This is a genomic window from Paraburkholderia suaedae (assembly GCF_040812055.1).
Classification (GTDB): Bacteria; Pseudomonadota; Gammaproteobacteria; order Burkholderiales; family Burkholderiaceae; genus Paraburkholderia.
In genome coordinates, this window is record NZ_JBFOAH010000007.1 from 198484 (window position 1) to 225101 (window position 26618).

20 protein-coding genes are annotated in these 26618 nt (G+C 62.3%); 16 read left to right on the forward strand and 4 right to left on the reverse strand.

The window, feature by feature from the left end; all coding sequences use genetic code 11:
- Position 1: 1 nt before the first annotated feature.
- Positions 2-1003 carry an AraC family transcriptional regulator gene (locus ABQJ48_RS13070; protein WP_367838425.1) on the reverse strand — a complete coding sequence of 334 codons (1002 nt, stop codon included), beginning with the start codon at positions 1001-1003 and terminating at the stop codon, positions 2-4.
- Positions 1004-1235: 232 nt separating this feature from the next.
- Here ABQJ48_RS13070 and ABQJ48_RS13075 point away from each other — a divergent pair, with 232 nt between their 5' ends.
- The 9 genes from ABQJ48_RS13075 to ABQJ48_RS13115 all read left to right on the forward strand — a co-directional run bounded on the left by ABQJ48_RS13075 (position 1236) and on the right by ABQJ48_RS13115 (position 9884).
- Positions 1236-2291, forward strand: a complete 1056-nt coding sequence (locus ABQJ48_RS13075) for a beta-keto acid cleavage family enzyme (protein ID WP_367838426.1) — start codon at positions 1236-1238, stop codon at positions 2289-2291.
- A gap of 113 nt (positions 2292-2404) precedes the next feature.
- On the forward strand, positions 2405-3727 hold the full coding sequence (locus ABQJ48_RS13080) for an MFS transporter (protein WP_367838427.1): 1323 nt from the start codon (positions 2405-2407) through the stop codon (positions 3725-3727).
- A 66-nt stretch (positions 3728-3793) separates the two neighbouring features.
- Positions 3794-4774 (forward strand): quinone oxidoreductase family protein, encoded by a 981-nt coding sequence (locus tag ABQJ48_RS13085; RefSeq protein WP_367838428.1) that lies wholly within the window; start codon positions 3794-3796, stop codon positions 4772-4774.
- 10 nt (positions 4775-4784) lie between these two features.
- The gene (locus tag ABQJ48_RS13090; protein WP_367838429.1) at positions 4785-5633 is read left to right on the forward strand and encodes a TauD/TfdA dioxygenase family protein; all 849 of its coding nucleotides are present in this window, start codon (positions 4785-4787) and stop codon (positions 5631-5633) included.
- 19 nt (positions 5634-5652) lie between these two features.
- Positions 5653-6243, forward strand: a complete 591-nt coding sequence (locus tag ABQJ48_RS13095; protein WP_367838430.1) for an RBBP9/YdeN family alpha/beta hydrolase — start codon at positions 5653-5655, stop codon at positions 6241-6243.
- The gene (locus tag ABQJ48_RS13100) at positions 6228-6617 is read left to right on the forward strand and encodes a Rieske (2Fe-2S) protein (RefSeq protein ID WP_367838431.1); all 390 of its coding nucleotides are present in this window, start codon (positions 6228-6230) and stop codon (positions 6615-6617) included. The genes ABQJ48_RS13095 and ABQJ48_RS13100 overlap by 16 nt, the downstream gene beginning before the upstream one ends.
- Positions 6605-8233, forward strand: a complete 1629-nt coding sequence (locus ABQJ48_RS13105) for a 3-(methylthio)propionyl-CoA ligase (protein ID WP_367838432.1) — start codon at positions 6605-6607, stop codon at positions 8231-8233. The genes ABQJ48_RS13100 and ABQJ48_RS13105 overlap by 13 nt, the downstream gene beginning before the upstream one ends.
- An 85-nt stretch (positions 8234-8318) precedes the next feature.
- A complete protein-coding gene (locus ABQJ48_RS13110; RefSeq protein WP_367838433.1) occupies positions 8319-9464 on the forward strand; it encodes a porin in 1146 nt (381 codons plus the stop codon).
- Positions 9465-9494: 30 nt separating this feature from the next.
- Positions 9495-9884, forward strand: a complete 390-nt coding sequence (locus ABQJ48_RS13115) for a BON domain-containing protein (RefSeq protein WP_367838434.1) — start codon at positions 9495-9497, stop codon at positions 9882-9884.
- Positions 9885-9939: 55 nt separating this feature from the next.
- On the opposite strand, the gene ABQJ48_RS13120 is transcribed toward ABQJ48_RS13115, so the two are convergent.
- Positions 9940-10863 carry a DUF2950 domain-containing protein gene (locus ABQJ48_RS13120; protein ID WP_367838435.1) on the reverse strand — a complete coding sequence of 308 codons (924 nt, stop codon included), beginning with the start codon at positions 10861-10863 and terminating at the stop codon, positions 9940-9942.
- A gap of 12 nt (positions 10864-10875) precedes the next feature.
- Positions 10876-12291, reverse strand: a complete 1416-nt coding sequence (locus ABQJ48_RS13125) for a DUF3300 domain-containing protein (RefSeq protein WP_367838436.1) — start codon at positions 12289-12291, stop codon at positions 10876-10878.
- Between the two features lie 571 nt (positions 12292-12862).
- Between ABQJ48_RS13125 and ABQJ48_RS13130 the strand changes: the two genes are divergently transcribed.
- Together ABQJ48_RS13130 and ABQJ48_RS13135 are read left to right on the forward strand one after the other, a co-directional pair.
- The gene (locus ABQJ48_RS13130; RefSeq protein ID WP_367838496.1) at positions 12863-13786 is read left to right on the forward strand and encodes a hypothetical protein; all 924 of its coding nucleotides are present in this window, start codon (positions 12863-12865) and stop codon (positions 13784-13786) included.
- Positions 13787-13965: 179 nt separating this feature from the next.
- Positions 13966-14184, forward strand: coding sequence for a DUF2964 family protein (locus tag ABQJ48_RS13135; RefSeq protein WP_367838437.1), 219 nt, complete (start codon positions 13966-13968; stop codon positions 14182-14184).
- A 147-nt stretch (positions 14185-14331) separates the two neighbouring features.
- On the opposite strand, the gene ABQJ48_RS13140 is transcribed toward ABQJ48_RS13135, so the two are convergent.
- Positions 14332-14685, reverse strand: a complete 354-nt coding sequence (locus ABQJ48_RS13140) for a BON domain-containing protein (protein ID WP_367838438.1) — start codon at positions 14683-14685, stop codon at positions 14332-14334.
- A 429-nt stretch (positions 14686-15114) separates the two neighbouring features.
- Between ABQJ48_RS13140 and ABQJ48_RS13145 the strand changes: the two genes are divergently transcribed.
- The 5 genes from ABQJ48_RS13145 (at position 15115) to ABQJ48_RS13165 (ending at position 26599) form a co-directional block, all read left to right on the forward strand.
- Complete coding sequence (locus ABQJ48_RS13145) at positions 15115-17514, forward strand: phosphoketolase family protein (RefSeq protein ID WP_367838439.1); 2400 nt, start codon at positions 15115-15117, stop codon at positions 17512-17514.
- A gap of 91 nt (positions 17515-17605) precedes the next feature.
- The gene (gene ptsP, locus ABQJ48_RS13150; RefSeq protein WP_367838440.1) at positions 17606-20152 is read left to right on the forward strand and encodes a phosphoenolpyruvate--protein phosphotransferase; all 2547 of its coding nucleotides are present in this window, start codon (positions 17606-17608) and stop codon (positions 20150-20152) included.
- 22 nt (positions 20153-20174) lie between these two features.
- Positions 20175-22004: a PTS glucose transporter subunit IIBC gene (gene ptsG, locus ABQJ48_RS13155; protein ID WP_367838441.1), complete on the forward strand. Its 1830-nt coding sequence runs from the start codon at positions 20175-20177 to the stop codon at positions 22002-22004.
- 63 nt (positions 22005-22067) lie between these two features.
- The gene (locus ABQJ48_RS13160) at positions 22068-24512 is read left to right on the forward strand and encodes a glycogen/starch/alpha-glucan phosphorylase (RefSeq protein ID WP_367838497.1); all 2445 of its coding nucleotides are present in this window, start codon (positions 22068-22070) and stop codon (positions 24510-24512) included.
- Complete coding sequence (locus ABQJ48_RS13165; protein ID WP_367838442.1) at positions 24509-26599, forward strand: glycogen debranching protein; 2091 nt, start codon at positions 24509-24511, stop codon at positions 26597-26599. Before ABQJ48_RS13160 ends, ABQJ48_RS13165 begins: the two co-directional genes overlap by 4 nt.
- Positions 26600-26618 lie beyond the last annotated feature (19 nt).

Here is a 26618-nt window from a genome sequence, read left to right on the forward strand (position 1 = left end):
GTCATTTTCCCCGGCTGCTGCGCCAGTCGCGCGGCGTCATGCCGAATCGCGACGCGAACCAGTTCGTGAACGAGCCCTGCTGCGTATAGCCCAGCAGCGCCGCGACTCGCCCGATCGGATAGCGCGGGTTGCTCATGTAGCGCACGGCAAGCTCGCGCCGCACTTCTTCGACCAATTCCGAGAAGCTGGTGCCAGTCGATTCGAGCTGGCGCTGCATCGTGCGCACGCTCAGATGCAGATGCCGGGCCACCGGGTCGACAGTGGCCTGTTCGAGCGGCAGCAGCAGATAGATCGCCTTGCGCACTTCGAGCGCGGTCGAATCCGCACCGCTCAGGTTCAGCGGCGCCGCAAGGCTTTCGGCATAGCGGACCAGTTCCGGGTCGGCGCCCGGATTGGGATAGTCGAGATCGGCGGTTGCGCACACGAAGCCGTTGAAATCGCTGCCGAATTCGAGCGGGCAGCCGAAGAAGCGCCGGTGGAACGTCAGGTCCGCGTGCTGTGGATGAGTGAAATGGACCGCGCGCGGTTTCCAGTGATTGCCGAGCAGCGCGCTGGAGTGACGCGCGAGCACGCCGAGCGCAAGCTCGATAGCCTGGCGCGTAGGCGTGCCGGGCTCGACAGCAAGTTCTTCGCGAATCGTGACGGTTGCGCCCGCATCTTCGACATGGACGGCCAACGCTTCGTTGAGCAGATGCCGGTATTCGGCGGCCGCGAGCAGCACCTCGCGCAGCGTGCGTTTGTGCGCGAGCAGCACGTTGACGACGCCGGTTCCGAACTTCTGACGGGTTTCAGCCATTTGCAGCGCGAAAGTCGGACACGACGCTTTTTCAGCGGTGAGTTCCAGTAAGCGGCAACAGGCCGACACAGGCACCCGGTCGTCCGGATTGGCTAGCGCGGCGGCGTCGATTCCGGCCTGCTGCGCGAGCACGACCGGGTTCAGTCCGAGCCGCCGGGTCACATCGAAATAGCCGCTCATTGCGACTGATCGCAGCATCGTTTCCATCGTTTGTCTCCTGCCAACCCGGTTCGGACTACGCCCTGTTTCCACTGATAAAAAGCCTGCCAGACGCACAGATCGGTGTTAACGCTGAGTGGCACAGACGGCTAAAACTATGGCGCCTAATCACAAAAGTGTAAAGCGTCATTGCCGTATCGTGCAGCTATTGATCGTTGGTTCCGCAGCTTCGATGCGACTCGCGGCACCGGAATCTCACCTCTACATCTGGAGACACAAGATGCAATTTCTCGACGATTCGCTGCACCCTGAGAATCAGGACAAGGTAGTCATCACCACCGCTCCGTACGGCCCTGAATGGATGCCGGAGGATTTTCCCGAAGACATTCCGGTGACGATGGACGAGCAGATCCAGAAGGCGGTCGACTGCTATGACGCGGGTGCCACGGTGCTGCATCTGCACGTGCGCGAACTCGACGGCAAGGGCTCCAAGCGCCTTTCGAAGTTCAACGAATTGATCGCCGGCGTGCGTGCAGCCGTGCCCGACATGATCATTCAGGTCGGCGGCTCGATCTCGTTTGCGCCGGAAGACGACGGCCAGGCCGCCAAATGGCTGTCCGACGACACGCGTCACATGCTGGCCGACCTCGAGCCGAAGCCCGATCAGGTGACGGTCGCGATCAACACCACGCAGATGAACATCATGGAGTTGCTCTATCCGGAATATCTGGAAGGCACCTCATTGTCCAACCCCGCCTTCATGAGCGCCTATAGTGAAATGACGGTGCCCGCGGGTCCGGCGTGGGTCGAGGAACACCTGCGACGTCTGCAGGCCTCCGGCATCCAGCCGCACTTCCAGCTGACCGGCATTCACGCGCTCGAGACGCTCGAGCGCCTCGTGCGCAAGGGCATCTACAAGGGTCCGTTGAATCTGACGTGGATTGGCATCGGCGGTGGCTTCGACGGGCCCAACCCGTTCAACTTTTTCAACTTTGTCCACCGTACGCCGGACGGCTGCACGCTGACGGCTGAATCGCTGCTGAAAAACGTGCTGCCGTTCAACATGATGGCGATGTCGATGGGGCTGCATCCGCGCTGCGGCATCGAAGACACGATCATCGACCAGCGCGGGCAGCGTTTCACATCGGTACAGCAGATCGAGCAGTGCGTGCGCGTTGCGCATGAACTGGGCCGCGAGATCGCCACCGGCAAGGAAGCACGTGAGATCTATCGCATCGGCGTGCAATACGACACGGTTGACGAGACGCTCGCGGCAAACGGCATGGCGCCCAATCGCGAGGCTGGCGTGAAGAATCTGCCGCGCCGCGCGGCATAGCGCGGCAGGCCGCAGCAGGCTCGCCGTCCGGTTCCGGAGAGCGAGATACATGTCAGCCTCGTTCTGCCGGTAAGTGGAAAGCGCGCTGAATAGAAGAGACAAAGGAGACAGAAATGCTTATGCAGCATGCCGAGCCCACGACAGGCGAAATCCCGGCGGCCAAAGCGGACGTGCGCGTTTTCGCATGGGTGGTATTTGCGTTGACCGTTGGATTGCTCCTGTCGGACTACATGTCGCGCCAGGTGCTCAATGCGGTGTTTCCGATGCTCAAGTCTGCGTGGCATCTTTCCGACGCCCAGCTGGGGGCGCTCAGCAGCGTGGTCGCGTTGATGGTGGGCGTGCTCACCTTCCCGCTGTCGGTGCTGGCGGACCGTTGGGGCCGCGTGAAGAGCATCGTCCTGATGGCGACGATGTGGAGTCTCGCGACTCTCGGCTGCGCAGTGGCGACGAGCTACGGCGAGATGCTGGTCGCGCGCGCCTTCGTCGGCATCGGCGAGGCTGCTTATGGCAGTGTCGGCATCGCGGTCGTGCTGAGCATTTTTCCGGCTCGGCTGCGCTCGACACTGACGGGCGCGTTCATGGCGGGCGGCGCATTCGGCTCGGTTCTCGGCATGGCGCTCGGCGGTGCGGTCGCCGCTCACATGGGATGGCGCGCGGCGTTCGGCGCAATGGCGGCGCTCGGGATGGTGCTGGTCGTCGTCTACGTTTGCATCGTCACCGAAAAGCGTCTTGCACCGCTGCAACCGGCGAGCGCCGGCCGGCAGGGGCAAGATCTCGGTGTACGCATGAGCCTGCGCGCTCTGATGAAAGGGCTCTTTTCGACGAAGTCCGTCGTATCCGCCTATGCGGGCAGCGGCATCCACCTGCTGGTTCCTGCTGCGATGTGGGCATGGATGCCGAGTTTTCTGAATCGCTATTACGGCATGCCCGTCGGCAAGGCCGCCGTGGGGGCCGCGCTGTTCGTGCTGATTACGGGCGTTGGCATGGTGGTGTGCGGACATCTGGCCGACCGGTTCAGTGTGAAGGCGAGGGAGCGGAAATGGAGCATGGCGATCGTCTTCTGCGCGAGCTGTTTCACGCTCCTCGCAATCGGCTTGCGCCTGCCGGCCGGTCCTTTGCAACTCGTGATGATCGGCGCCGGCATGTTTTTCAGCGCGGGCGCGAGCGGTCCGTCCGGCGCGATGGTGGCCAACCTCACTCCGCCGTCGATTCATGCATCGGCATTCGCGACTCTCACGCTGGCGAACAACCTGCTGGGTCTCGCACCTGCTGCCGTGTTGACAGGAATCGTCGCGGACCGGATCGGTTTGCTCGGCGCGCTGCAACTCGTCCCCTTGGCACCGCTCGTCGCGGCCATTGCATTTTTTATCGGCAAGCGCAACTACGCCGCCGATCTGAATCGACTCGATACCCTGCGCGAGCAGGCGGTGCGCTGAGTGTGATCGTCACCTCGCAGCACTCGAGAATTTAATTGCAGTTGAGTAATGAATAGGAGATTGAACATGGCGAAAGCAGTGCGCTTCCATGAAACCGGTGGTCCTGAAGTATTGCGCTACGAGGACGTTCAAGTGGGTGACCCCGGCCCCGGCCAGGTGCGTCTGCGTCACGAGGCAGTGGGTCTGAATTTCGCCGACACCTATTTCCGCAGCGGCCTGTATCCCGTGCCGATGCCCGCAGGCATGGGCGTCGAGGCGGCGGGAGTGGTCGAGGCCGTTGGCTCCGACGTGACGGACGTAGCGCCGGGCGATCGTGTGACCTACACGGGCTTTCTCAACACGCTCGGCGCTTACAGCACTGAACGTCTGATACCGGCGGCGGCGCTCATCAAGCTACCGGATGCAATCTCTTGCGAGACGGCTGCCGGCATGACCATGCGCGGTCTGACCTCGGCGTATCTGATGCGCCGCATCCATGACTTCAAGAAGGGCGACACGATCCTGCTGCATGCGGCCGCCGGCGGCGTCGGCCTGATCGTATCGCAATGGGCGAAGTTGCTCGGACTCACCGTGATCGGCACGGTTTCGACTGAAGCGAAAGGCGAGGTGGCCCGCGCGCATGGCTGCGACCACGTTGTGTACTACAGCCACGAAGACGTCGCCAAACGCGTGCGTGAACTGACCGACGGCGTCGGTGTGAACGTGGTGTTCGATAGCGTCGGAAGGGACACGTTCGACGCGTCGCTCGACTCGCTCAAACGTCGCGGCCTGATGGTCTGCGTGGGCACGGCGTCGGGTCCGATTGCGCCCTTCAACCCGCAGATTCTGGCGATGAAAGGTTCGCTGTACCTGACCCGTCCGGCGCTGGCGGACTACATTGCCGACCCAGCGGAAAAGAACGAGCTGGCAGCCGAAATGTTCGGGCATGTGGCTGCGGGCCGTATCAGCATCGAGCTGAATCAGCGTTATGCGCTCGAGGATGCCGCGCGCGCACACCGCGATCTCGAATCGCGCAAGACGACCGGTTCATCGGTCTTCGTCATCTGAGGAGCGAGCTGTGCGAGTCGAACAATTGACGTGCGCGATCGGCGCGGAGCTGGTCGGCGTGAATCTCGCCGATGCGATTCACGACGACGCTCTGTTTGGCGAGGTGAAGGCGGCGCTGCTCAGGCACCGCGTGCTGTTTCTGCGCGATCAGGACATCACGCGCGAGCAGCACGTGGCGTTCGCGCGCCGCTTCGGCGAACTCGAAGATCATCCGGTCGCGGGCAGCGATCCGGAGCATCCGGGCCTCGTGCGCATTTACAAGACCCCGGATCAACCGAACGATCGCTACGAAAACGCGTGGCACGCCGACGCCACGTGGCGCGAGGCGCCGCAGTTCGGCGCGGTGCTTCGCTGCGTGGAGTGTCCGCCGGTGGGAGGTGACACCATGTGGGCGAACATGGTCCTCGCCTACGAAAACCTGCCCGAGCATGTCAAGACGCAGATCGCCGACCTGCGGGCCCGCCACAGCATCGAGGCGAGCTTCGGCGCGGCGATGCCGATCGAGAAACGTCTTGCGCTCAGGGCGCAGTTTCCCGATGCGGAGCATCCCGTGGTGCGCACGCATCCCGAGACGGGCGAGAAGGTGCTTTTCGTCAGCGCCTTCGCCACGCATTTCACCAACTATCACACGCCAGCACGCGTGCGCTTCGGACAGGACGCCAATCCTGGCGCGGGCGATCTGCTGCGCTATCTGATCAGCCAGGCCTATATCCCGGAGTATCAGGTGCGCTGGCGCTGGCAGAAGAACAGCGTCGCGATCTGGGATAACCGCAGCACACAGCACTACGCGGTGATGGACTACCCGCCGTGCCATCGCAAGATGGAGCGCGCGGGGATTATCGGCGACAAGCCGTACTAACCCGCGAGGAGATGGCTGCATGTCCGCCGATACGACCCACACCATTCTGATGGTGCCAGGCTTGCGCGATCACGTCGCCGAGCACTGGCAAACGCTGCTGCAAGCCAGGCTGCCCAAGGCAGCGTGCGTGCCGCCGCTGGAACACGACAAGCTCAGTTGCGCTGCGCGCGTTGCCGCGCTCGACGCCGCGCTGGCGAAGATCGAGGGCCCCGTGATTCTGGTCGCGCACAGCGCGGGCGTGATGATCACCGTGCATTGGGCCCAGCGCCACACGCGCAAGATTCACGGCGCTTTGCTGGCTACTCCGGCCGACCTCGAAACGCCGATGCCGCCGGGTTACCCGAGCATGGATGCGCTCGCCGACCACGGCTGGCAACCGATTCCCCGCCGGCCGCTGCCGTTTCCGAGCATCGTCGGCGCGAGCCGCAACGATCCGCTCGCGCAATTCGAGCGGGTGGCCACGATGGCGGATGACTGGGGCGGCCGTCTCGTCGATCTGGGCGAGGTGGGGCACCTCAATCCCGCGGCGGGTTTCGGTGAATGGCCGATGGCGCAGAAGCTGATCGATGAACTCGTCGGTAACGGAGCGGCACCATGTCACGGCAAATAGCGGTCGGCACCGTGGATGAACTGCCTCCGGGCCGGCGCAAGCTGACTTTCATCGATGGCCGAAGCATCGTGCTGTTCAACATCGACGGCACGCTTTGCGCGATCGACAACGCGTGTCCCCATAACGGCGCGTCGCTCGCGAGCGGGCAGCTCGACGGATGTGTCCTGCGCTGCCCGGCGCACGGCCTGCGCTTCGATGTGCGCAGCGGCAGTATGGCGGCTCCGGGTGGATTGAGCCTGACGACTTTGCCGCTCCAGGCAGTCGACGGAAAGCTGATAGTGAGCGTCGAGACGCAAGCGGCAACTGCTTCGGCAAGTTGCGATAGGGCGCCGGAGCCTACACCCACTCAGGAGAATCAACCATGCAAGGTTTGATGATGCAGCAGCCGCTGCTGGTCGCTTCGCTGCTCATGCATGCCGAGCGCCATCACGGCAACCAGGAAATCGTGTCGCGGCGAGTCGAAGGAGATATTCACCGGTACCGGTATCGGGACCTCGCACAACGCGCGCGCCGCATGGCCAATGCGCTCGCAGCGCTTGGCGTGGAGCCAGGCGAGCGCGTCGCGACATTGGCATGGAATGGTTACCGGCACATGGAACTGTATTTCGCGGCGTCGGGGTCCGGCGCCGTGCTGCATACGCTGAACCCCCGGCTACATGTCGATCAGTTGGCGTACATCATCGAACATGCGCAGGATCGCGTGATGTTCTTCGATATGACGTTCCTGCCGCTCATAGAAAGCGTCGCGCCGCGCGTGCAAAGCCCGAAGGCATTCGTGGCCATGACGGACCGCGCGCATATGCCGCGAACCTTCGGCTCGTCAACGAAGCTGCTGTGCTACGAGGATCTCATCGACCAGAACAGCGACGCGTTCGAATGGCCTTTGCTCGACGAAAACAGTGCCTCGTCGCTGTGCTACACGTCCGGCACGACGGGCAACCCGAAGGGGGTGCTGTACAGCCATCGTTCCACGGTGCTGCACACCTACGCGGCGGCGCTGCCCGATTCGCTGAACTGCTCCGCGCGCGACGTGATTCTGCCGGTCGTCCCGATGTTCCATGTGAACGCGTGGGGGCTGCCGTATATCGCCTGCATGGTCGGCTCGAAACTGGTGTTTCCCGGTCCCGCGCTCGACGGCGAGTCGCTCCATGAGCTGATCGAGGGCGAAAAGGTCACGCTGTCGGCCGGCGTGCCGACCGTCTGGCAGGGACTGCTCGCGCATGTCGAGGCGACCGGCGGTGAGTTTTCGTCGATGAGGCGCACGGTGATCGGCGGCGCGCCGTGTCCGACGGCGATGACCAAGGCGTTTCAGGAACGCCATGCTGTCGAGGTGCTGCACGCCTGGGGCATGACCGAACTCAGCCCGGTGGGCACCGTGTGCAGCATGAAGGCGCATCAGCTATCGCTGCCCACGGCGCAGCGCTATGTGATTCAGGCCAAGCAGGGACGTCCGGTGTTCGGCATCGACATGAAGATTGTCGGCGAAGACGGCATGGAACTGCCGTGGGACGGCAACGCGGCAGGCGACCTGTTGGTGCGCGGACCGTGGGTCACGCGGCAGTACTTCGGCGATGACGGCGTGTCGCCGCTACGCGACGGCTGGTTTCCAACCGGCGACGTGGCGAAGATCGACCCCGACGGCTTCATGCAGATCACCGATCGCAGCAAGGACGTCATCAAGTCCGGCGGCGAATGGATCAGCTCCACCGAACTGGAGAACGTCGCCTATCAGCACCCCGAAGTCACGCATGCTGTGTGCATCGGCGCGCGGCATCCCAAGTGGGACGAACGGCCGCTGCTCGTCATCGTGAAGAAGCCGGGCAGCGCGCTTGGCGCGGAGGAACTGCTCGCTTTGTTCGACGACTGCGTCGCGAAGTGGTGCAAGCCGGACGCGGTGGTATTCGTCGACTCGGTTCCGTTCGGCGCGACCGGCAAGGTGCTCAAAAACCAGTTGCGCGAACAGTTCGCGAATTATTTCCTGCCGGCCTGACAGGCCGGTTTGCAGCCACGCAGCTTCATTCAAGCAGCAATCAAAAAAACGCCGGCGGCGTCCGGTACACCATTGGAGACTAAGAATGAAATTGAGGTTGATCAGCGCCGTCGGGCTTCTGATGTTCGGGACGGCCGTTCATGCGCAGTCGTCGGTCACGCTGTATGGTGTGCTCGACAGTGGGCTCCTGTATCAAAGCACCTCGGCGGCAACGTTCCAGCCGAACGCGCGCAACCAGGGGCATGTTTATCAACTCAAGGACGGCGGCATCTATGCGAGCTTCTGGGGCTTGAAGGGAAGCGAAGATATCGGCGGCGGATACAAGATCAACTTCAAGCTGCAGGGGTCGTTCAACAGCGCGACCGGCAAGTTCGGTTTGTCTGACACGCCGGGAGTCAATGCGATCTTCAACCAGTTCGCGACGATCGGCGCATCGGGGCCGTTCGGCACCTTCGACGCCGGCCGGCAGATCATCCCGATGATTTACGCGATGGCGGAAACCGACGTACGGGGCGCCCAGTATTTCGGCAGTATCCTGACCGCGTGGCTTGGCGTGAACCAGGCAGCGGGCTGGCCCGGCACCAGCACGAACGCGCCGATCGGCGCGCTCTATGACAGCAATGCCCTGGTGTACAACTCGCCGAAGTTCTATGGCGCATCGCTTGCGCTCGAGTACGCGCCGGGCGGCGTGGCGGGCCAGTTCAACGGTGGCACGCGCGAATCCGCCGTGCTCAAGTACTCGAACTACGGTCTGAATCTGTCCGCGGTGTACTACAACGGACACGACACCAACCCTTTTCCGTTGAACTATCCCACCGCACCGGCCATCCCCGCCACCGGGCTCGCGAATAATCGCTTTTACTACTTCGGTGCGATGTACACGATTGCCGGTTTCTCGGTATCCGGCTCATATGGCGTGGGCCGCAATCCGGCGAAAAGCAGCACCGTGGATTTCGAAATGGCATCGGGCGGCGTGGGCTATCAGTTCAGTCCCCGGTTCAAGGTCACTTCGGGCTTCTACTACCTCAAGGACCGGAACAATTCCGCCAATCATTCGAGCGAGTTCGCTGTGGGCGCCGAATACAACCTGTCGGCGAGAACCAAGACCTACGCGCAGGTGGGCTATGTCGACAACAAGGGAACGATGAATCAGACGATCATTTATGGCGTCCCCGTTGCACCGGGTATGTCCACCACCGCAGCAATGATCGGCATTCGCCATACGTTCTGATTCCGTTACTCTCATCGACAGGAGCAATTTATGAAACGAATCCAGGTGCTCATACCTGCAGCCGGCATCCTGATCGCCGTGACTTCCCTCCATGCATGGTCGCAAGGGGGCAATCCTGCCAGTGCGCCGGTGATTGCATCTGACACGACGGCAATGGCGGCCTCCAGCACCGGGGCGCCGGCCACGGGCAGAAAAGCCGACCGGGCGTTGCGCAGGAAGGTTTACGCGGCCATCGGCAAGCACAAGGAGATCGACGCCGGAAACATTAGCGTTATTGCCAAAGACGGCGCCGTCACGCTCAATGGAACGGTGACGGAGGTCTCACAGGTCGATCAGGTGGCGCAAATTGCCAGGGGCGTCGCGGGCGTGACGTCGGTGACCAACAAGCTGACCGTGAAAAAACCGTTTGGCGGGATGTAGGCGGCAGAGTCGGGTCTGGCGATGCAGTGGGCAGAACGCCATGCCCGACTATCCATCACGGCTGGGGCTCGACTTTGGCCCAGCCGGGCCCTGGATCGAACGACTTCATTGCCTTTGCTTTGTCCGCGCTCTGCGGACCCAGATCGGCTTCGTAGACCTGGCCCGCATGACTGACCATGAAGCTCTTGATGCCCGTGTCCCCGTAGCGCACGGGCCACGCAATCACCGCAAAGCCGCCGAACAGCTTTCCATGTGCGAGGTAGTCGTAAGCGCCGCCCGGTGCGTGCGGACCCTGCGAGGTCAGCAGCCTGTAGTCATAGCCGTGATAGCCGGCATCCGATGACTGACGCGCGCGCGCCTGAATGAAGGCGGGTCCGAGCGGACTGGCTGGCGCGTCGGCCTGCGTCGGCCAGTACAGGCCGTCTTGCTTGCCGGGCGAACTCGAGAGCTTCGACGCATACGAAAGCAGACCGTCGCCATCATGGTCCGTGAGCGCGTATTCGCGCTGTGCGTCGTAGATCGCGAGCATGGTCTGGATGACGGCAAGTTCGTTGCGGCCAATTCGGCGCACGCGCATTTCCTGTGCGCCTGCCTTCATGTCGAAGTGCCATCCGCTCGCACTCTTGACGAGTGGGATCGGGAAAGTCCAGTTGTCGTTGCCGACTGCTATGCGCGCATGGTGTTCGTCGATCTGTTCGATCCGGTGCGATTGAGCCCATTCGTCGAGAAAGCGGCTGCGGATTTCAGCACCGCTGGGCGGAATCAGCGTGCGAAAGTTCTCGCCGAATATCGCTTGCAGTGCCGGCTCTTCATTGCGGCTGACTGCTTCGCCCAATGCGTTCATGGCGGCATCGGCAGAGCCGAAGTCCTTCTCCGCGTGCGCCGCGGGCAGTCCACCGAGACCCAGCACACATGCGACGGTGAGAGCGCGCAACGCGCCCTTCATGGTGCGCCGCCGGATTCGAGACAATGATGTCATGTTGTGATCTCCCTAACGTCTTCCACCGCGTCCACCGCTCGCGCGCATGCCACCACCACCGCCGGCTCCGCCACTCGGGCGGCTGAAGCCCGAGCTTTGCACGCTGGAACGTCCGCGGTCGGCACTGCGCTGGGTTGCGCCGCCCGCGCCTACGCCTTGGAACGCGTTGTCCCGACCTCCGCTGGAACCGCTGCCGCCGGCACCGCCTACGCGGTCGCTGGCACGCGACACCTGACCGGTGTTCGCGCGGTTCGATACGCCGCCGCGATCGCCGCCGGCCGACCTGTCTGCCGTTCCTGCGCGATTACCGGCACTCGACCGGTCACCCGCCGATCCACGGTCGCCGCCATTCGATCTGTCGGCTACCGATGCGCGGTCGCCGCCATTCGATCTGTCCACTACCGACGCACGGTCGCCGCCATTCGCGCGATCTCCAGTTCTGCTGCGATCGCCCGCGTTCGCCCTGTCGGCCGTATTGGCGCGTGCGCCATTGCCTGAATCCCGGCCGCGGAAGTCGTTACGCCCTTCCGCGCCGCCGACATTGCGCGAATACTTTTCGCGAGTCGCGTTGTCGCGGTATGCGACGCCCTGACGATGACTCCCGTCGTGTTGCCAGCGTCCTCCCTGGACCTTGGTGCGGTCGAAGTTGCGGTCGATGTTGGCGGCCTTGTTGACGTTGACATTGACGTCGCCGCCTCCCCAGTTGCAATTACCGAAGATCGCACCGGCGGCAGCGAGCCCGACGCCCCAGGCCAGACCGGTCATCAGCGCGCCGCCCGGATAGTAAGCCGGCGGGGGCGGCCAGTAGGTCGGCGGATAAGCCGGGTAGCTCCAGGAACCATAAACGACAGTCGGGTTATACGCGGGCACGTAGATCACCTGCGGGTTGGAAGGCTCGATCTTCACAATGGTCTGCGCACCCGCGGGCGCTTGCTCCACAACGACGTTTTGCTGCTCGTTCGATTTGAGGTTGCCCGAATCACTGGCACGCGCGCGCAAGCGCTGAACTGCGTCGAGCACGTCTTTTTGCTGTGCCAGAAACGCGTCGCCGAGTTTTTGCGTCCAGTCGAGCTTGTCGTTCATCGGTTCGAGAATCTGTGGGAACGCAACCAGCGATTTCACGCTCACGTCCCACGGCTGATCCCCAACGGCTTTGACGGCGGCGTCGCCCGTGACCTTCGGATTGGACTTGACCCAGCGCGCCGCATGCACGATCTCGAGCGGATACGTGGAGGCCATGAGAACTTGCGCCAGCACCGAGTCAGGGTAGAGCGCGATTGGCGCAACCAGCGCTTCAATTTCTTCCGGCTTGAATGGCGTGCGCGGCGGCGCGGCATCCTGAGCATGCGCGATGCCGGCCGTCAGCACGAGGGCGACCAGCGACCACCGGCATAGCGCTGTGGTCCATCGTTGATTCCACAGGAACATGGCCGCTCCTTCAGACAGGGGAGAAGATATCCGAACCAATAAGGCCCGTTGTGAATGGCTGGGAATTGCAGATACTATGCTGAACAGGAAATACTGCCTAATACGATGTTAGAACATCTCACGGATGTTGGAACCTCAATGCGCACGGCATTTACCCGATGTCAGATAGCGTGATTGGATGAAAACATATATCGACGCGTCGCATCGTGAACGATATGGGTCGGCTTCGAGTACGGGTTCGAGCAGGCTGCGGGCAATAGGCCAGAATGCTCGTTGACAGACCTGTCTTCAGCTTTTAGTTACAAATCAACCGGCATGCGTCGTCGCTCGATGCGCGGTTGGGGTGGTTGAGCAAACGCGACAAGACGTCATCCACTCATTGCATGGCTTCGAGGGCGAATGGCGGACTTTTCTGGGTAGCGTCTCGAACGTACTGGTGGCCCGACGGGCGCCGAAACTGACGGGAGTGCGTATGCGCAGCACAGCCATGGAGTCGGCTTCGAAGCAGTTGTACGCGGGGCGAAACAGCCGGACGAAAAGGACCGTGCTGACGTGCGCCGGTCTCGTCCTGATGCTGATGTCTTTTCTGTCCAGCGCGCAGGTCGCGCCTGATGCCTTGTCGAGCAACACGGTCATAGGAGGCAATGTGAAGCGGCATGCCGATGCCGTACTCGCAGTGATGACCTACACGACAGTCCCCGACGTAACCACCAGTTCTCTGTCGATCAATAGCGGCACTACCGGCAATCCGGGCTTCGGCCAGTCGCAACTGGGCGGCGGCTTTACGCTCAGCAAGAAGTTTCCTTTGTACCTGGAAGGCACGCTTGCTTACAGCCGTTACGACCCGACGTTCATCGCCACCGATGGCGCCCAACAGCGACCACTGCCAACCCGCTGGAACACCTTCAGCACCACGGTGGGTGTTGGCTGGGACTTTCGCATTACGGACGAACTCGTCTTTCGGCCGATTCTCAATGGCACCATTGGGCGTGTCGCAAGCGATTTGAGAGTCGGGCAGACGGTGATCAACCATGTCACGGACAGCAATCTGAACTTCCTCGACAACGGCTCTCTGGACGCCTACGGCTATGGTGGGTCGCTCATGCTCGATTACGAACATTACCGGGAGAACTACGAAATCGACGTCGAGTTGCGTGCGACCGACATCTATCTACGAAGCTTCGGTGGGTCGTCCGCAGCGGTGCAGGGCTCGGCCATGGCACAGCAGCTAAGCCTATGGGCGCGCTGGCGCGCGCCTACCGGCTGGCATGCGCTGGATCGGCCCGTGCGCTACGTGCTGGAAACCGCCTATTCCCACTATTTCGGGGACAGTGCTGGCGTGCTGGGATTCAACGACCTGACGTCATTGGGTGTGGGGCTCGAACTCGACAGCAGCAGGTATCCGGTCATCATTACTCGCACACGTCTGGTCGCGAGATATGTTTTCGGGCACAACGTGCACGGCGTATCGCTTGGATTTGCCGTAAGTTTCTAAGGTGACCCGACGCTGAAAGGGGCGGCGTAGCCCCGTGCTGCGGTGTTTCGCCGCTGAAAAAAACGGCAGGCGGTTAATCTGCATCAATATTCTCGCGGCGGATCCGGTCGGTTCTGGAAAACGCAGCAACGGCGCACTAATATGGTTTGAGAAACCACTTGCAGATTGCAGAGGTCCGCATGAAGAAATCGGAAAGGCGCGTTGCCATCGCATTGGCGGGCGTCGCTATCTGGCTGGGTGGTCTTTACGCGACCATCACCGGCTTGCTCCACGACCGCCAGGTGGAGTTTCGTTACGGCGTACTCGCGATTTTTTTCGGTGTCGCAATCGCGGTCATTGCGCTAAACCTGATATCAATTCCAGGCCTGTCGACCAGGAAGAAGCCGATCTCGCGATAGCAGCGTGCTTGCTGCGAACCGGATCTCGACGCGGACTTTCTGTTTTTTCTATTCCTGGTGGGTCCGGCGAGCGCTTCTGTCGAACAAAGCAGACCGGCAAAGCAGCCACGAAGGCGCTGCCGGTCCTGCTTAAATATTCACCAAGCATCAATAGCCTTTCGTATACAACGACAGATGGTTATTCACCGACGTTACACCCGGTACGTTCATCGCCACGTTCGCGGCCTGCTGGATCTGGGCACCGTCGGGCACGCTGCCCGATAACGTCACGACACCGCCGCGCGCCTTGACGAACACGTTTGATACGTTGAAGTGGGGCGTTTTGGACAACGCTTTGCGAACATCGCGGGCCAGCTTCTTGTCCGCTTGCGTCGCACTACCCGAACCTGCGCCCGAACTCGACGCCATCGGCATGGCGCTGCTGGTTTGTGCGTAGAGGTTCGGCGTTAGCGTCAGACATCCCGCCAGGACAAACCAACTCACGAATTGAGATGTTTTCACGTTTGCGTCTCCTTTTGGTTCGAACTGTTCGTGAATCAAAGATAGCCAACGTTGCGCTGCGAACAAAGCAGTCTGCATGATCGCAGCAAAATCTCGCGCGAAAAAGGTCAATTCTCATGCAAGGCGTGGGCGTCTGCCGCGCCCGTCGAGCGGTTATCTAAGCGAGTAGAACATGACATCCGCGTGCGTTTTCAGGCCTCTCATTTTGGAACCCTGAATAACTTCGATTTTCGAATTGCACTCTGCTTGCAATCTCCGTGCAATAACATATCCTTTTTCCAGAGTTCTTTTCGGGTGCCTCTGCGGCACTCCGATGCAAACGGTCGCCAAGAGGCACCCCGCGGCCCGGCAAAACAACAGCGCCGCCGCAGTCGCTCGACACATTACCGTTCACGCACGGTCGAGGCTGCACGGACAGGAGACGCCAGCATGAGCAATGATCGCGCATCGGACGCTTCGTACGAGACTACGCTCTCAAGCGACGAACTCAGACGAATCGACGCCTGGTGGCGCGCGTGCAATTACCTCTCGGTCGGTATGATTTATCTCCGGGATAACCCGCTTTTGCGCGAGCCCCTGAAAGTCGATCACGTCAAGCACCGTCTGCTCGGACACTGGGGCGCAAGTCCCGCGCTTTCGTTTGTCTGGGCTCATCTGAATCGCGTGATCAAGCGCGACGACCTCGACGTTATTTTCATTGCCGGACCCGGACACGGCGCGCCCGGCGTACTCGGGCCGGCCTATCTGGAAGGCACTTATTCGGAGGTGTACCCGGACAAAAGCGAGGACGCCGAAGGCATGCAGAAGTTCTTCAAGCAGTTCTCGTTTCCGGGACATATCGGCTCCCATGTCACACCCGAAACGCCCGGGTCGATTCACGAGGGCGGCGAACTCGGCTACAGCCTCTCGCACGCTTATGGCGCTGCGCTCGACAACCCTGATCTGATCGTGGCCTGCGTAGTCGGAGATGGCGAGGCCGAGACCGGTCCGCTTGCCACTGCGTGGCATTCGAACAAGTTCATCAATCCCGCGCGCGATGGCACGGTGCTGCCCATCCTCAACCTGAACGGCTACAAGATCGCCAATCCGACGATCCTCTCCCGCATCAGCCATGAGGAACTCTCAGCATTATTCGAAGGCTACGGCTATACGCCGTATTTCGTCGAAGGATCCGACCCAGCGCAAATGCATCAGACGATGGCCGGCACGCTCGATACGGTCGTCGCCGAAATCCGTGCGATCCGCGAAAGAGCGCGCACAAACGGCAACGACGCCGAGCGCCCGCGCGGGCCGATGATCGTGTTGCGCACGCCCAAGGGCTGGACGGGCCCGAAGGAAATCAAAGGCCATAAAGTCGAGGGCTCGTGGCGTTCGCATCAGGTGCCGTTTTCCGATGTGAGGGGCAGCCCCGCAAATCTCGAACTGCTCGAAAGCTGGATGTCCAGCTACCGGCCCGACGAGCTGTTCGACGACAGCGGAAGGTTGCTCTCCGAACTGCGCGAGCTTGCGCCGCAAGGGCCACGCCGCATGAGCGCCAATCCGCATACGAACGGCGGAATGTTACGGCGCGATCTGAAGCTGCCTGACTTTCGCGACTATGCGGTGGAAGTTGCGCACGCCGGCAAGGTACTGCGCGAGAACACGCAGCCGCTTGGCCAGTTCCTGCGTGACACCATGCGTTACAACATGGACACGTTCCGCGTTTTCGGCCCCGACGAGACCGCTTCGAATCGGCTTCAGTCGATCTACGAAGTCAGCAAGAAAGTGTGGATGGCCGACATGCTGCCCGAGGATGACGACGGCGGCGAACTCTCGCGCGACGGCCGCGTGATGGAGATGCTCTCGGAGCACACGCTGATGGGCTGGCTCGAAGGCTATCTGCTATCCGGCCGACATGGCTTCTTTCACACCTATGAAGCGTTCGCGCACGTAGTGGACTCGATGTTCAACCAGCACGCGAAGTGGCTCGACGTATGCAAGAACCATGTGCCGTGGCGCGCTTCGGTGGCCTCGGAGAACATCCTGCTTTCGTCGACGGTATGGCGTCAGGATCACAACGGCTTCTCGCATCAGGACCCCGGTTTCATCGACCTCGTGACCAATAAGAGTCCCTCGGTCACGCGCGTCTACCTGCCGCCGGACGCCAATACCCTGCTCGTCGTGGCGGACCAGTGCTTGCGCTCGACCGACTGCATCAACGTGATCGTCGCCGACAAGCAGAAGCACCTGCAATTTACGACCATCGACGAAGCAGTCGTGCATTGCGCAAAAGGCATGGGTGTGTGGCGGCGTGCGAGCAATGACGAAGACATGGAGCCCGATGTGGTGATGGCGTCATGCGGCGACGTTGCCACGCAGGAAGCGCTCGCGGCGACGGCCATTTTGCGGGAGTGTCTGCCCGAGCTGAGGCTGCGTTTCGTGAACGTGGTCGATCTGTTCAAGATGCAGCCGGTGACGGAGCATCCGCACGGCTCGACGGAGCGCGAGTTCGACAGCCTGTTTACCGTCGACAAGCCGGTGATATTCAATTTCCACGGCTACCCGTCGCTGATCCACAAGCTCGCGTATCGCTTCCGCAATCACGAGAACCTGCACGTTCGCGGCTACACGGAGAAGGGCAACATCAATACGCCGCTCGAACTCGCAATACTCAACAAGGTAGACCGCTTCAACCTTGTGATGGACGTGCTCGATCGCGTGCCGCGCTTGCGGGGCAGAACCGCCCATCTGCGAGAGGACATGAGGAACGCGATCATCGTCAATATGAATTACTCGCACGAGCACGGCACCGATAGGCCCGAGATTTCGGATTGGGTGTGGCCGTATTGACCGGTTCGTAGTCAGCGCCGCCGCATCTGCCGTTCGCACGGCTCGAATCGAACTCTTTCAGGTAAGTGTCCAGGCATAAGGAGTCTTGGCGATGAAAGCTCCTGAGCATGCTCTGCGGGTCGAGTTGATCGCGCCGCTTTCGGGCGTGCTGGTGCCGCTCGATACCGTGCCCGATGCGGTGTTTGCGCAGAAGATGGTAGGCGACGGCGTGTCGATCGATCCCACGTCCGATGAGTTGCTGGCGCCGCTTGCCGGCAAGGTCACGCAATTACACAAGTCCAGCCACGCGGTGACGATCACTGCCGATAACGGGCTGCAAGTCTTGCTGCACATTGGGCTCGACACGGTGCTGTTGCGCGGCGAGGGCTTCATGCCGCTCGTCAACGAAGGCGATACCGTCGCGATCGGCACTCCCTTGATCCGTTTTGACCCGGTGGTGGTCGGGGCGAAGGCGAGCAGCCTGCTCACGCAAATGGTGATCGCCAATGGCGAACTCGTCGCCCGCTATGTGCCTGCAAAAGGCATCGTCAATGCGGGCACGGATACGGCGCTGTACGTCGAGCTGGCCGGCAGCATCGCCGACAAGGAGACGGCGGGCGCAGCCGGTGCAATCCTTTCCGGCGAAATCACGCTGCCAAACCCGGCGGGTCTGCATGCGCGGCCCGCCGCCGTGGTCGCTGCGCAAGCAAAAAAATATACGTCCGACATCCGGCTGCTGGTGGACGGCAAGAGCGCCAATGCGAAGTCGGTCGTGGCCATCATGGTGCTCGGAACGAAGCTCGGCGACGCGCTGCGCGTCGAGGCCCGCGGACCCGACGCACATGAAGCGGCGAGCGCGCTTGCGCTTCTGCTTGCCAGCGGTTCCGGTGAGAAGGCCGGCGATGCGCCCGCGCCTGCCCTGTCTTCAACGCCGGTGGCGCCAACCACGGGGACAGTTGCAAGCCCTACCGCCGTGACGGACCCCGACCAGTTCACAGGCGTGTCCGCTTCGCCGGGACTGGCCGTCGGCAAGATCGCGCAGTACCGCCCGCAAGTGATCGAAGTCGCTGAAGCGGGCGAGTCGCCGCAACGCGAACGTGCGCAACTGGAATCCGCGCGACATCAGGCGCGTCAGCAAATCGAAGGGTTGAAGGCGACGCTCGTCGATGCGTCGAAGGCGCAGATTCTTGCCGCCCATCTCGAACTGCTGGACGACCCCGACCTGAACGACATGGCAATCGCCGGGATTAGCGAAGGCAAGAGCGCCGGCTTCGCATGGCGCGAGGCTTTCCAGAAGCAGGCGCGCACGCTCGAGGCGCTCCAGAGTCCACTTCTGCGCGAACGCGCCGGCGATATCCGCGACGTCGGCCGCCGGGTGCTCGCGTTGCTCGCCAACGTCACACCGGCGCAGGTCGACGTGCCCGGCGAATCGATCCTGATTGCCGAAGAACTGTCGCCGTCCGACACCACCTCGCTCGATCGAAGCAAAGTGCTGGGCTTTTGCACGACGACCGGCGGCGCGACAAGTCACGTAGCGATCCTCGCGCGTTCACTCGGCATTCCCGCCATTTGCGGAATCGATGCACGTGCGCTCCAACTCGCCGATGGCACCCCCGTCGTGCTCGACGGTTCGCACGGCAGCTTGCGGCGCAACCCGAGCGCCGACGAACTCGAACAGGCGCGCAAGCGCATTGGGCGCGAGGCCGCCAGACGCGAAACCGACAAGCTCGCGGCGAGCAAGCTCGCGATGACCGCCGACGGTCATCGCATCGAAGTGGTCGCGAACATCCGCAATGCGCAGGAAGCGCGCGACGCGGTAGCGGCTGGCGCCGAGGGCGTCGGCCTGTTGCGCTCCGAGTTTCTGTTCGACGCGCGCGACACCGCGCCCTCCGAAGACGAACAGGCGGCCGAATATTGCGCCGTCGCGCAAGCGCTGGGCCGTGAACGCCCGCTCGTGATTCGCACGCTCGATGTCGGCGGCGACAAACCGCTGTCATATCTGCCGCTGCCGAAAGAAGACAATCCGTTCCTGGGTCTGCGCGGCGTGCGTGTGAGCCTCGAGCGTCCCGACATATTCCGCACGCAATTGCGCGCGATTCTGCGCGCGGCGCCGCTTTGCAATCTGCACGTCATGTTTCCGATGATCGCCACGGTCGAAGAAGTGAGGGCAGCCCGCCACATCCTGCAGGACGAGGCCGGCGATCGCGCGGCGAGCGTCAAGGTCGGCGTGATGATCGAAGTGCCCGCGGCCGCGCTGATCGCGGAGCCGCTCGCTCGTGAAGTCGACTTTTTCTCGATCGGCACCAACGACCTCACGCAATACACGCTCGCCATGGACCGGGGCCATCCGCAACTGGCGAAGCAGGCCGACGCGCTGCATCCGGCGGTCCTGCGCCTGATCGGCATGACGGTGGAGGGCGCGCACCAGCACGGCAAATGGGTCGGTATTTGCGGCGGTATCGCGTCCGATGCGATGGCCGTGCCGGTGCTTGCCGGCCTGGGCATCGACGAACTATCGGTCAGCATCCCCGCTGTCGGTTCGGTGAAGGCCCAGCTTGCACGGATCACCATGAGCGAGGCCCGCCAACTCGCTGTCGAAGTGCTGCGTCTGGGCACCGCCGCCGAAGTGCGCGACCATCTTTCGGGCTTTGCCGATTGAGCTGATGTAGGGGAGATCCTCCATGTTTTCGCATGCGTTTGGAGTCTTGCAGAAAGTCGGTAAGTCGCTGATGTTGCCCGTCGCCGTGCTTCCGGTGGCCGGCCTGCTGCTGGGTCTGGGCGCGACGGACTTTCACGGTTATGTGCCGGCGGTCGTGCTCGCGCTGATGAAAAACTCGGGCGACGTGATCTTCGCGAACCTGCCGCTGATCTTTGCGATCGGCGTGGCGCTCGGCTTTACCGAGAACGACGGCGTCTCGGGCATCGCCGCGACGATCGGCTATCTCGTGATGACCGCGACGCTTGGCGTGATCGCGAAGGTCCAGGGCGTCGAGCCCGACATGATTATGGGTATCCCGTCCGTCCAGACCGGCGTGTTTGGCGGCATCCTCGCCGGTGGCCTCGCGGCCTGGATGTTCAACCGCTATTACCGGATCGCCTTGCCGCCGTATCTCGGCTTCTTTGCCGGCAAGCGTTTCGTGCCCATCGTGACGGCGATCGGCGCGATCGGGCTCGGCGGCATTCTGTCGTTCATCTGGCCGCCGATCGGCAGCGGCATCAAGGCCTTCTCGCACTGGGCGGCGGTATCCGACCCGCGCACCGCGGCGACGGTCTATGGATTCGTCGAACGTCTGCTGATTCCGTTCGGCCTGCATCACATCTGGAACGTGCCGTTTTTCTTCGAAATGGGCAGCTACCTCGACCCGACCACCGGCAAGACGGTGCACGGCGACATCACCCGTTTCTTCGCGGGCGATCCAAGCGCGGGTATTCTCGCGGGCGCCTTCCTGTTCAAGATGTTCGGTCTGCCTGCGGCGGCAATCGCGATCTGGCACTGTGCGAAGCCGGAAAGAAAAGTGGCCGTCGGCGGCATGATGATTTCGGCCGCGCTGACGTCGTTCCTCACGGGCATTACCGAACCGATCGAATTCGCGTTTCTATTCGTCGCGCCGGTCCTTTACTTCATCCACGCGTGCCTTGCGGCGTCCGCGCAGTTCGTCGCGAACACGCTGGGTATGCGCATGGGCTTCACGTTCTCGCAAGGCGGGATCGACTTTCTGATGTTCAACCTGATCGGCAACAAGGGCACGCACGCATGGTACGTGTTCATTCTCGGTCCGATCTATGCGGCAATCTATTACAGCGTGTTCCGTTTCGTGATTACGCGCTTCGACATGAAGACGCCCGGCCGCGAGGACGAGACGGCCGAAACCGCGCCGCTCGCCACGAGCGGGGTGGGCGGACGTTCGCGCGAACTGGTGCTCGCTTTCGGCGGCCGCTCGAATATCACGAGTCTCGACGCGTGCATTACGCGTCTGCGCATCTCCGTGAAAGATCCCGCGCATGTCGACGAAGCAAAACTGAAAGCACTCGGCGCGGCGGGCGTGGTACGCGTCGGCAATGGCGTGCAGGCAATCTTCGGGCCGCTCTCGGAGAACATGAAAACCGATATGCAGGAGTACTTGAAGACGGCCGGCAGCGACGCGGACCTCGCGCCGGCGGGCACGCCCATCGCGGAGAGTACCGCCGCGGCCAGCGCTGCTGCGGCGGCGTCTGCGGTGCTAGCGGGCTCGGCGCAAAGCTCGACGCAGCAGATCGCGCGGGCGGAGCAGATTCGCGCGGCGCTCGGCGGCTCGGAAAACATCGTCAAGCTCGACGCACTGGCGGCCACCCGCTTGCGCGTCGTGCTAGCCGACGGATCGCGAATCGACGCGGCGGCGCTGAAAGCGGCAGGCGTGCCCGCGATACAGGCTTTGAAGAATGGCGCGGTCGATCTGCTGGTAGGACTCGGCGCAGAGAACCTTCGTAGCGCGATCCAGTGGGAGCCGGCGGCCCACCCAACTCCGGCGTGAAATGCGAGGGCACAGACCATGAACGAAGTTTCCGTAGCAGGCGCGGCTTCGAATGCGCAAGCCATGTCGGGCGACGCGAGCGGCTCCACGTTTCAGAACGACGTAGTGAGAAATCTGATTTGCCGCGCGGGGCGCTATCCGGACATTGCCAGCGCGCACGACTGGTACATGGCACTGGCCTTCAGCGTTCGCGACCGCATGCTCGCGCGCTGGGCCGCGACGACGAAAGCGTACGTGGCGAAAGAGGTCAAGGTCGCCTGCTATCTGTCAGCGGAGTTCCTGATCGGCCCGCAACTGGGCAATAACCTGCTCAATCTCGGCATGCAAGACGAAGCGCGCGAGGCGATGCATGCGCTCGGCCAGGATCTCGACACGCTGCTTGCGATAGAGGAAGAGCCCGGGCTCGGCAACGGCGGCCTTGGACGCCTTGCCGCGTGCTACATGGACTCGCTTTCCACGTTGCAGATACCGGCGATCGGTTACGGCATCCACTACGAATTCGGCATCTTCGATCAGGAGATTCGCGACGGCTGGCAGGTGGAGGTGACGGACAAGTGGCTGCAGAACGGCAACCCTTGGGAAATCGTGCGGCCGGATGTCAATTACTATGTCGGCTTTGGCGGATACACGCAGCAGCGGACCGACGACGAAGGTCGCCTGCGCGTGAACTGGATACCCGCGCGGCAAGTGAAGGGCGTCGCCTGCGATCTGCCGGTGCAGGGCTATGGCGTCGACACCTGTAACCTGCTGCGACTGTGGAAGAGCGAAGCGGTCGAATCGTTCGACTTCCAGGATTTCAACGCCGGCGAATACTACGAGGCAGTGCAGGAGAAAGTCGTTTCCGAAACCCTGTCGAAGGTGCTCTATCCGAACGACGAGCCCGAAGCGGGCAAGCGCCTGCGGCTCGCGCAGCAGTACTTTTTCGTTTCGTGTTCTCTGCAGGACATGCTGCGGCTTACGGCATTGAAGGGCACGCCGATCCAGCAGCTTCCCGAGCTGTTTGCCGCGCAACTGAACGACACCCATCCATCGGTCGCGGTGGCCGAGTTGATGCGTCTGCTGCTGGACGTGTACGGGCTTTCGTGGGATGCCGCGTGGGACATCACGCAGCGCACGCTCGCCTACACCAATCACACGCTGTTGCCCGAGGCGCTCGAAACCTGGGGACTGCCGCTCTTTCAAAGCCTGCTGCCGCGCCCGCTCGAAATCATCTACGAGATCAATCGCCGTTTTCTCGACGACGTGCGGCGCGCTTTTCCCGGCGACGACGCGCGCGCGACGCGCATGTCGCTGATCGACGAACGCGGCGACAAGAAGGTGCGCATGGCGCATCTGGCCACGGTGGGCGCTCATGCGGTCAACGGGGTCGCGGCGTTGCACTCCGACCTTCTGCGCCAGACGGTGCTGCGCGATTTTGCGGAGATGTTTCCGCAACGCTTTCTCAACGTGACGAACGGCGTGACACCGCGCCGCTTCCTCATGTTGAGCAATCCGGGTCTGGCGGATCTTCTCGACAGGACGATCGGCGAGAAGTGGCGGACCGATCTCGGGCAACTCGACGCGCTCGCCGCGTACGCCGACGATCCAGACTTTCACGAAGCGTGGCGCGCAGTCCGGCTTGACAACAAGGCGGCGCTCGCGGCGCGGATTGCCGGTGCAACGGGTATCCACGTCGATCCGAACGCGCTGTTCGACATTCAGGTCAAGCGCATCCACGAGTACAAACGCCAGCATCTGAACGCGTTGTACATCATCAGTCTGTATCAGCGGCTATGCCGCGATCCCGGGCTCGACGTCGCGCCGCGCTGCTTCATCTTTGGCGGCAAGGCCGCGCCGGGCTATGCGATGGCCAAGCTGATGATCCGCCTGATCACCGGCATTGCCGAAGTCGTCAACCATGATCCGGTCATCGGCGGCCGGCTGAAAGTGGTGTTCTACCCTGACTTCAACGTGAAGAACGGGCATTGGGTCTATCCCGCCGCAGACCTGTCCGAGCAGATCTCGACGGCGGGCAAGGAAGCATCCGGCACCGGCAACATGAAATTCATGATGAACGGCGCGTTGACGATCGGCACGCTCGATGGCGCGAACGTGGAGATCCGCGAAGAAGCGGGCGCCGACAACTTCTTCCTGTTCGGCTTGACCGCCCAGCAGGTCGACACGTTGAAGCACGATGGCTATCGTCCCGCCGACTACGTGCAGTCCAACGACGATTTGCGCGAAGCATTCTCGCAGATCGAGCAAGGGCGCTTCTCGCGCGGCGACCGGAATGTATTCAGGCCACTCGTCGACAGTCTGCTGCAATACGACCCGTTCCTCGTGCTGGCCGATTTCGCGGATTACGTCGCGTGTCAGCAACGCGTGAGCGACGCGTGGCACGATGCGCGGCGCTGGGCACACATGTCGATCATGAACACTGCGCGCTCGGGCAAGTTTTCGTCGGATCGTGCGATAGGCGAGTACTGTGAGCGCATCTGGAACGCGCGTGCGCTGAGGGATCGAACTTGAGCAGCGCTACCGTCGACAGTTCGCGCACTTATCAGGCGCGGCCCGGTTCGCGATTTCCGCCCGGTGCGTCGGTCGGGCCGGAGGGCGTCAACTTTTGCATTTTTTGCCGGCACGCGACCCGCCTGGAACTGCTGCTGTACGCCGCGACGGATAGCATGGAGCCGTTTCAGATAGTCGGACTCACGCCCGAACGAAACCGCACCTTCTATTTCTGGCATGTGCTGATCGAAGATCTTCCGGTGCCGTGCTGCTACACGTGGCGCGCATACGGTCGTCATGGTGTGCCGCAACTCGATGACGAAACCTGCAGCCGTTACGAGTTGCTCGATCCCGGCGCGCGCGCCGTCAGTGATTGCCAGTGGCACCGCCAGCCCGCTGTTGCTGTGCGCGAGCCTGGGCATGCGTCCTTTCGAGCCATCGTCGCCGAACCGCTCGGCGAATGCGAAGACGTGAGCGTGCGCACGCTCGACGACGCGATCATCTACGAACTACATGTGGGCGGCTTTACGCGGCATGCGTCGAGCGGCGTTCAGTACCCCGGCACGTTCGCGGGGTTGATCGAGAAAATCCCTTATTTGAAGGATCTGGGCATCACGCATGTGGAACTGCTGCCGGTGATGGCCTTCGACGAGCAGGACGTGCCCGCATCGGTCGCAGCGAATGGACTCGTCAATTACTGGGGCTACAGCACGCATAGCTTTCACTCGACGCATCCGCGCTATTGCGTCGAACCTGACCGCGCGCCGCAGGAGTTCCGTGCGTTGATCGACGCGATGCACGCGGCGGGTATCCGCGTGTTGCTGGACGTGGTGTTCAATCACACCGCGGAAGCAGGTGTGAACGGTCCCGTGATCAATTTCAAGGTGCTCGCCAATGAAGTCTTCTATCACGTCGACCGGGCGAACGGAGGACGTTATCTCGACTACACCGGCTGCGGCAATACGGTCAACTGCAATCATCCGCTGGTGTCGGCATTCATCTTGCGTTGCCTCGAATACTGGGTTCAGGAACTCGGCGTGGACGGGTTTCGTTTCGATCTCGCGAGCGTTTTCACGCGCGGCGAGGGCGGTGCAGTGCTCAGTACACCGCCGTTGCCGTGGGCCATGGAAGCGTCGCCGGTGCTCGCGCGCGTGCCGCTGATTGCGGAGGCCTGGGACGCAGCGGGGCTATATCACGTCGGCGCGTTTCCGGGCATGGCATGGGCCGAATGGAACGGACGCTACCGTGACGTGATCCGGCGCTTCGTGCGCGGCGATCCGGGGATGATCGGGCAGATGTGCACGTGCGTCGCCGGGAGCGCCGATCTCTTTCAGGCGGACGGCAGATTGCCGGTGAACAGTATCAACTTCGTGACTTGCCACGACGGCTTTACGTTGCGCGATCTCGTCAGCTACCAGGCGAAGCGCAACGAGGCGAACGGCGACGACAACCGCGATGGCAGCAACGACAATCTGTCGTGGAATTGCGGGGCGGAAGGCGACACGAACGACCCGTCGATCGCCGCCCTGCGTCTGCGGCAGGCGCGCAATTTCATCGCGATCCTGCTGCTGAGCCAGGGCGTACCCATGCTTCTCGCCGGCGACGAAATCCTGCGTACCCAGCGCGGCAACAACAACGCGTACTGCCAGGACAACGCACTGTCATGGATGGACTGGCGTTTCTCCGATGACTCGCTCGACATGCTGCGTTTCGTGCGCGAAATGATTGCGTTGCGCAAGCGTCACGCGAGCCTGCGCCGTCGCCGGTTCTTCACGGGCGGCACGGACCATGGGCAGACGCATCCCGATGTCGCCTGGCACACAGAGCGGCTCGGAGCGCCCGCATGGGGCGACCCGAATGCTCGTCTCGTTGCGTTCACGCTCGCGGGACAGGCGCCGGACGAGCCCATGTTGCATGTCATCTTCAACATGAACGCGGACGGGCGCGAAGCGCAACTTCCCGCTCTCGAGGACGCAAGCTGGCGTCGGCTCGTCGATACGGCCGGGCAACTGCCGTCGGAAGTGGTTTCCACTGTTGAAGCGGCCCGCGTCGAACGGGGAACCTGCCATGTCGAGGCGCGCAGTGTCGTCGTGCTCGAATCGCGATGAATTTTACGCAGTGGTGCAG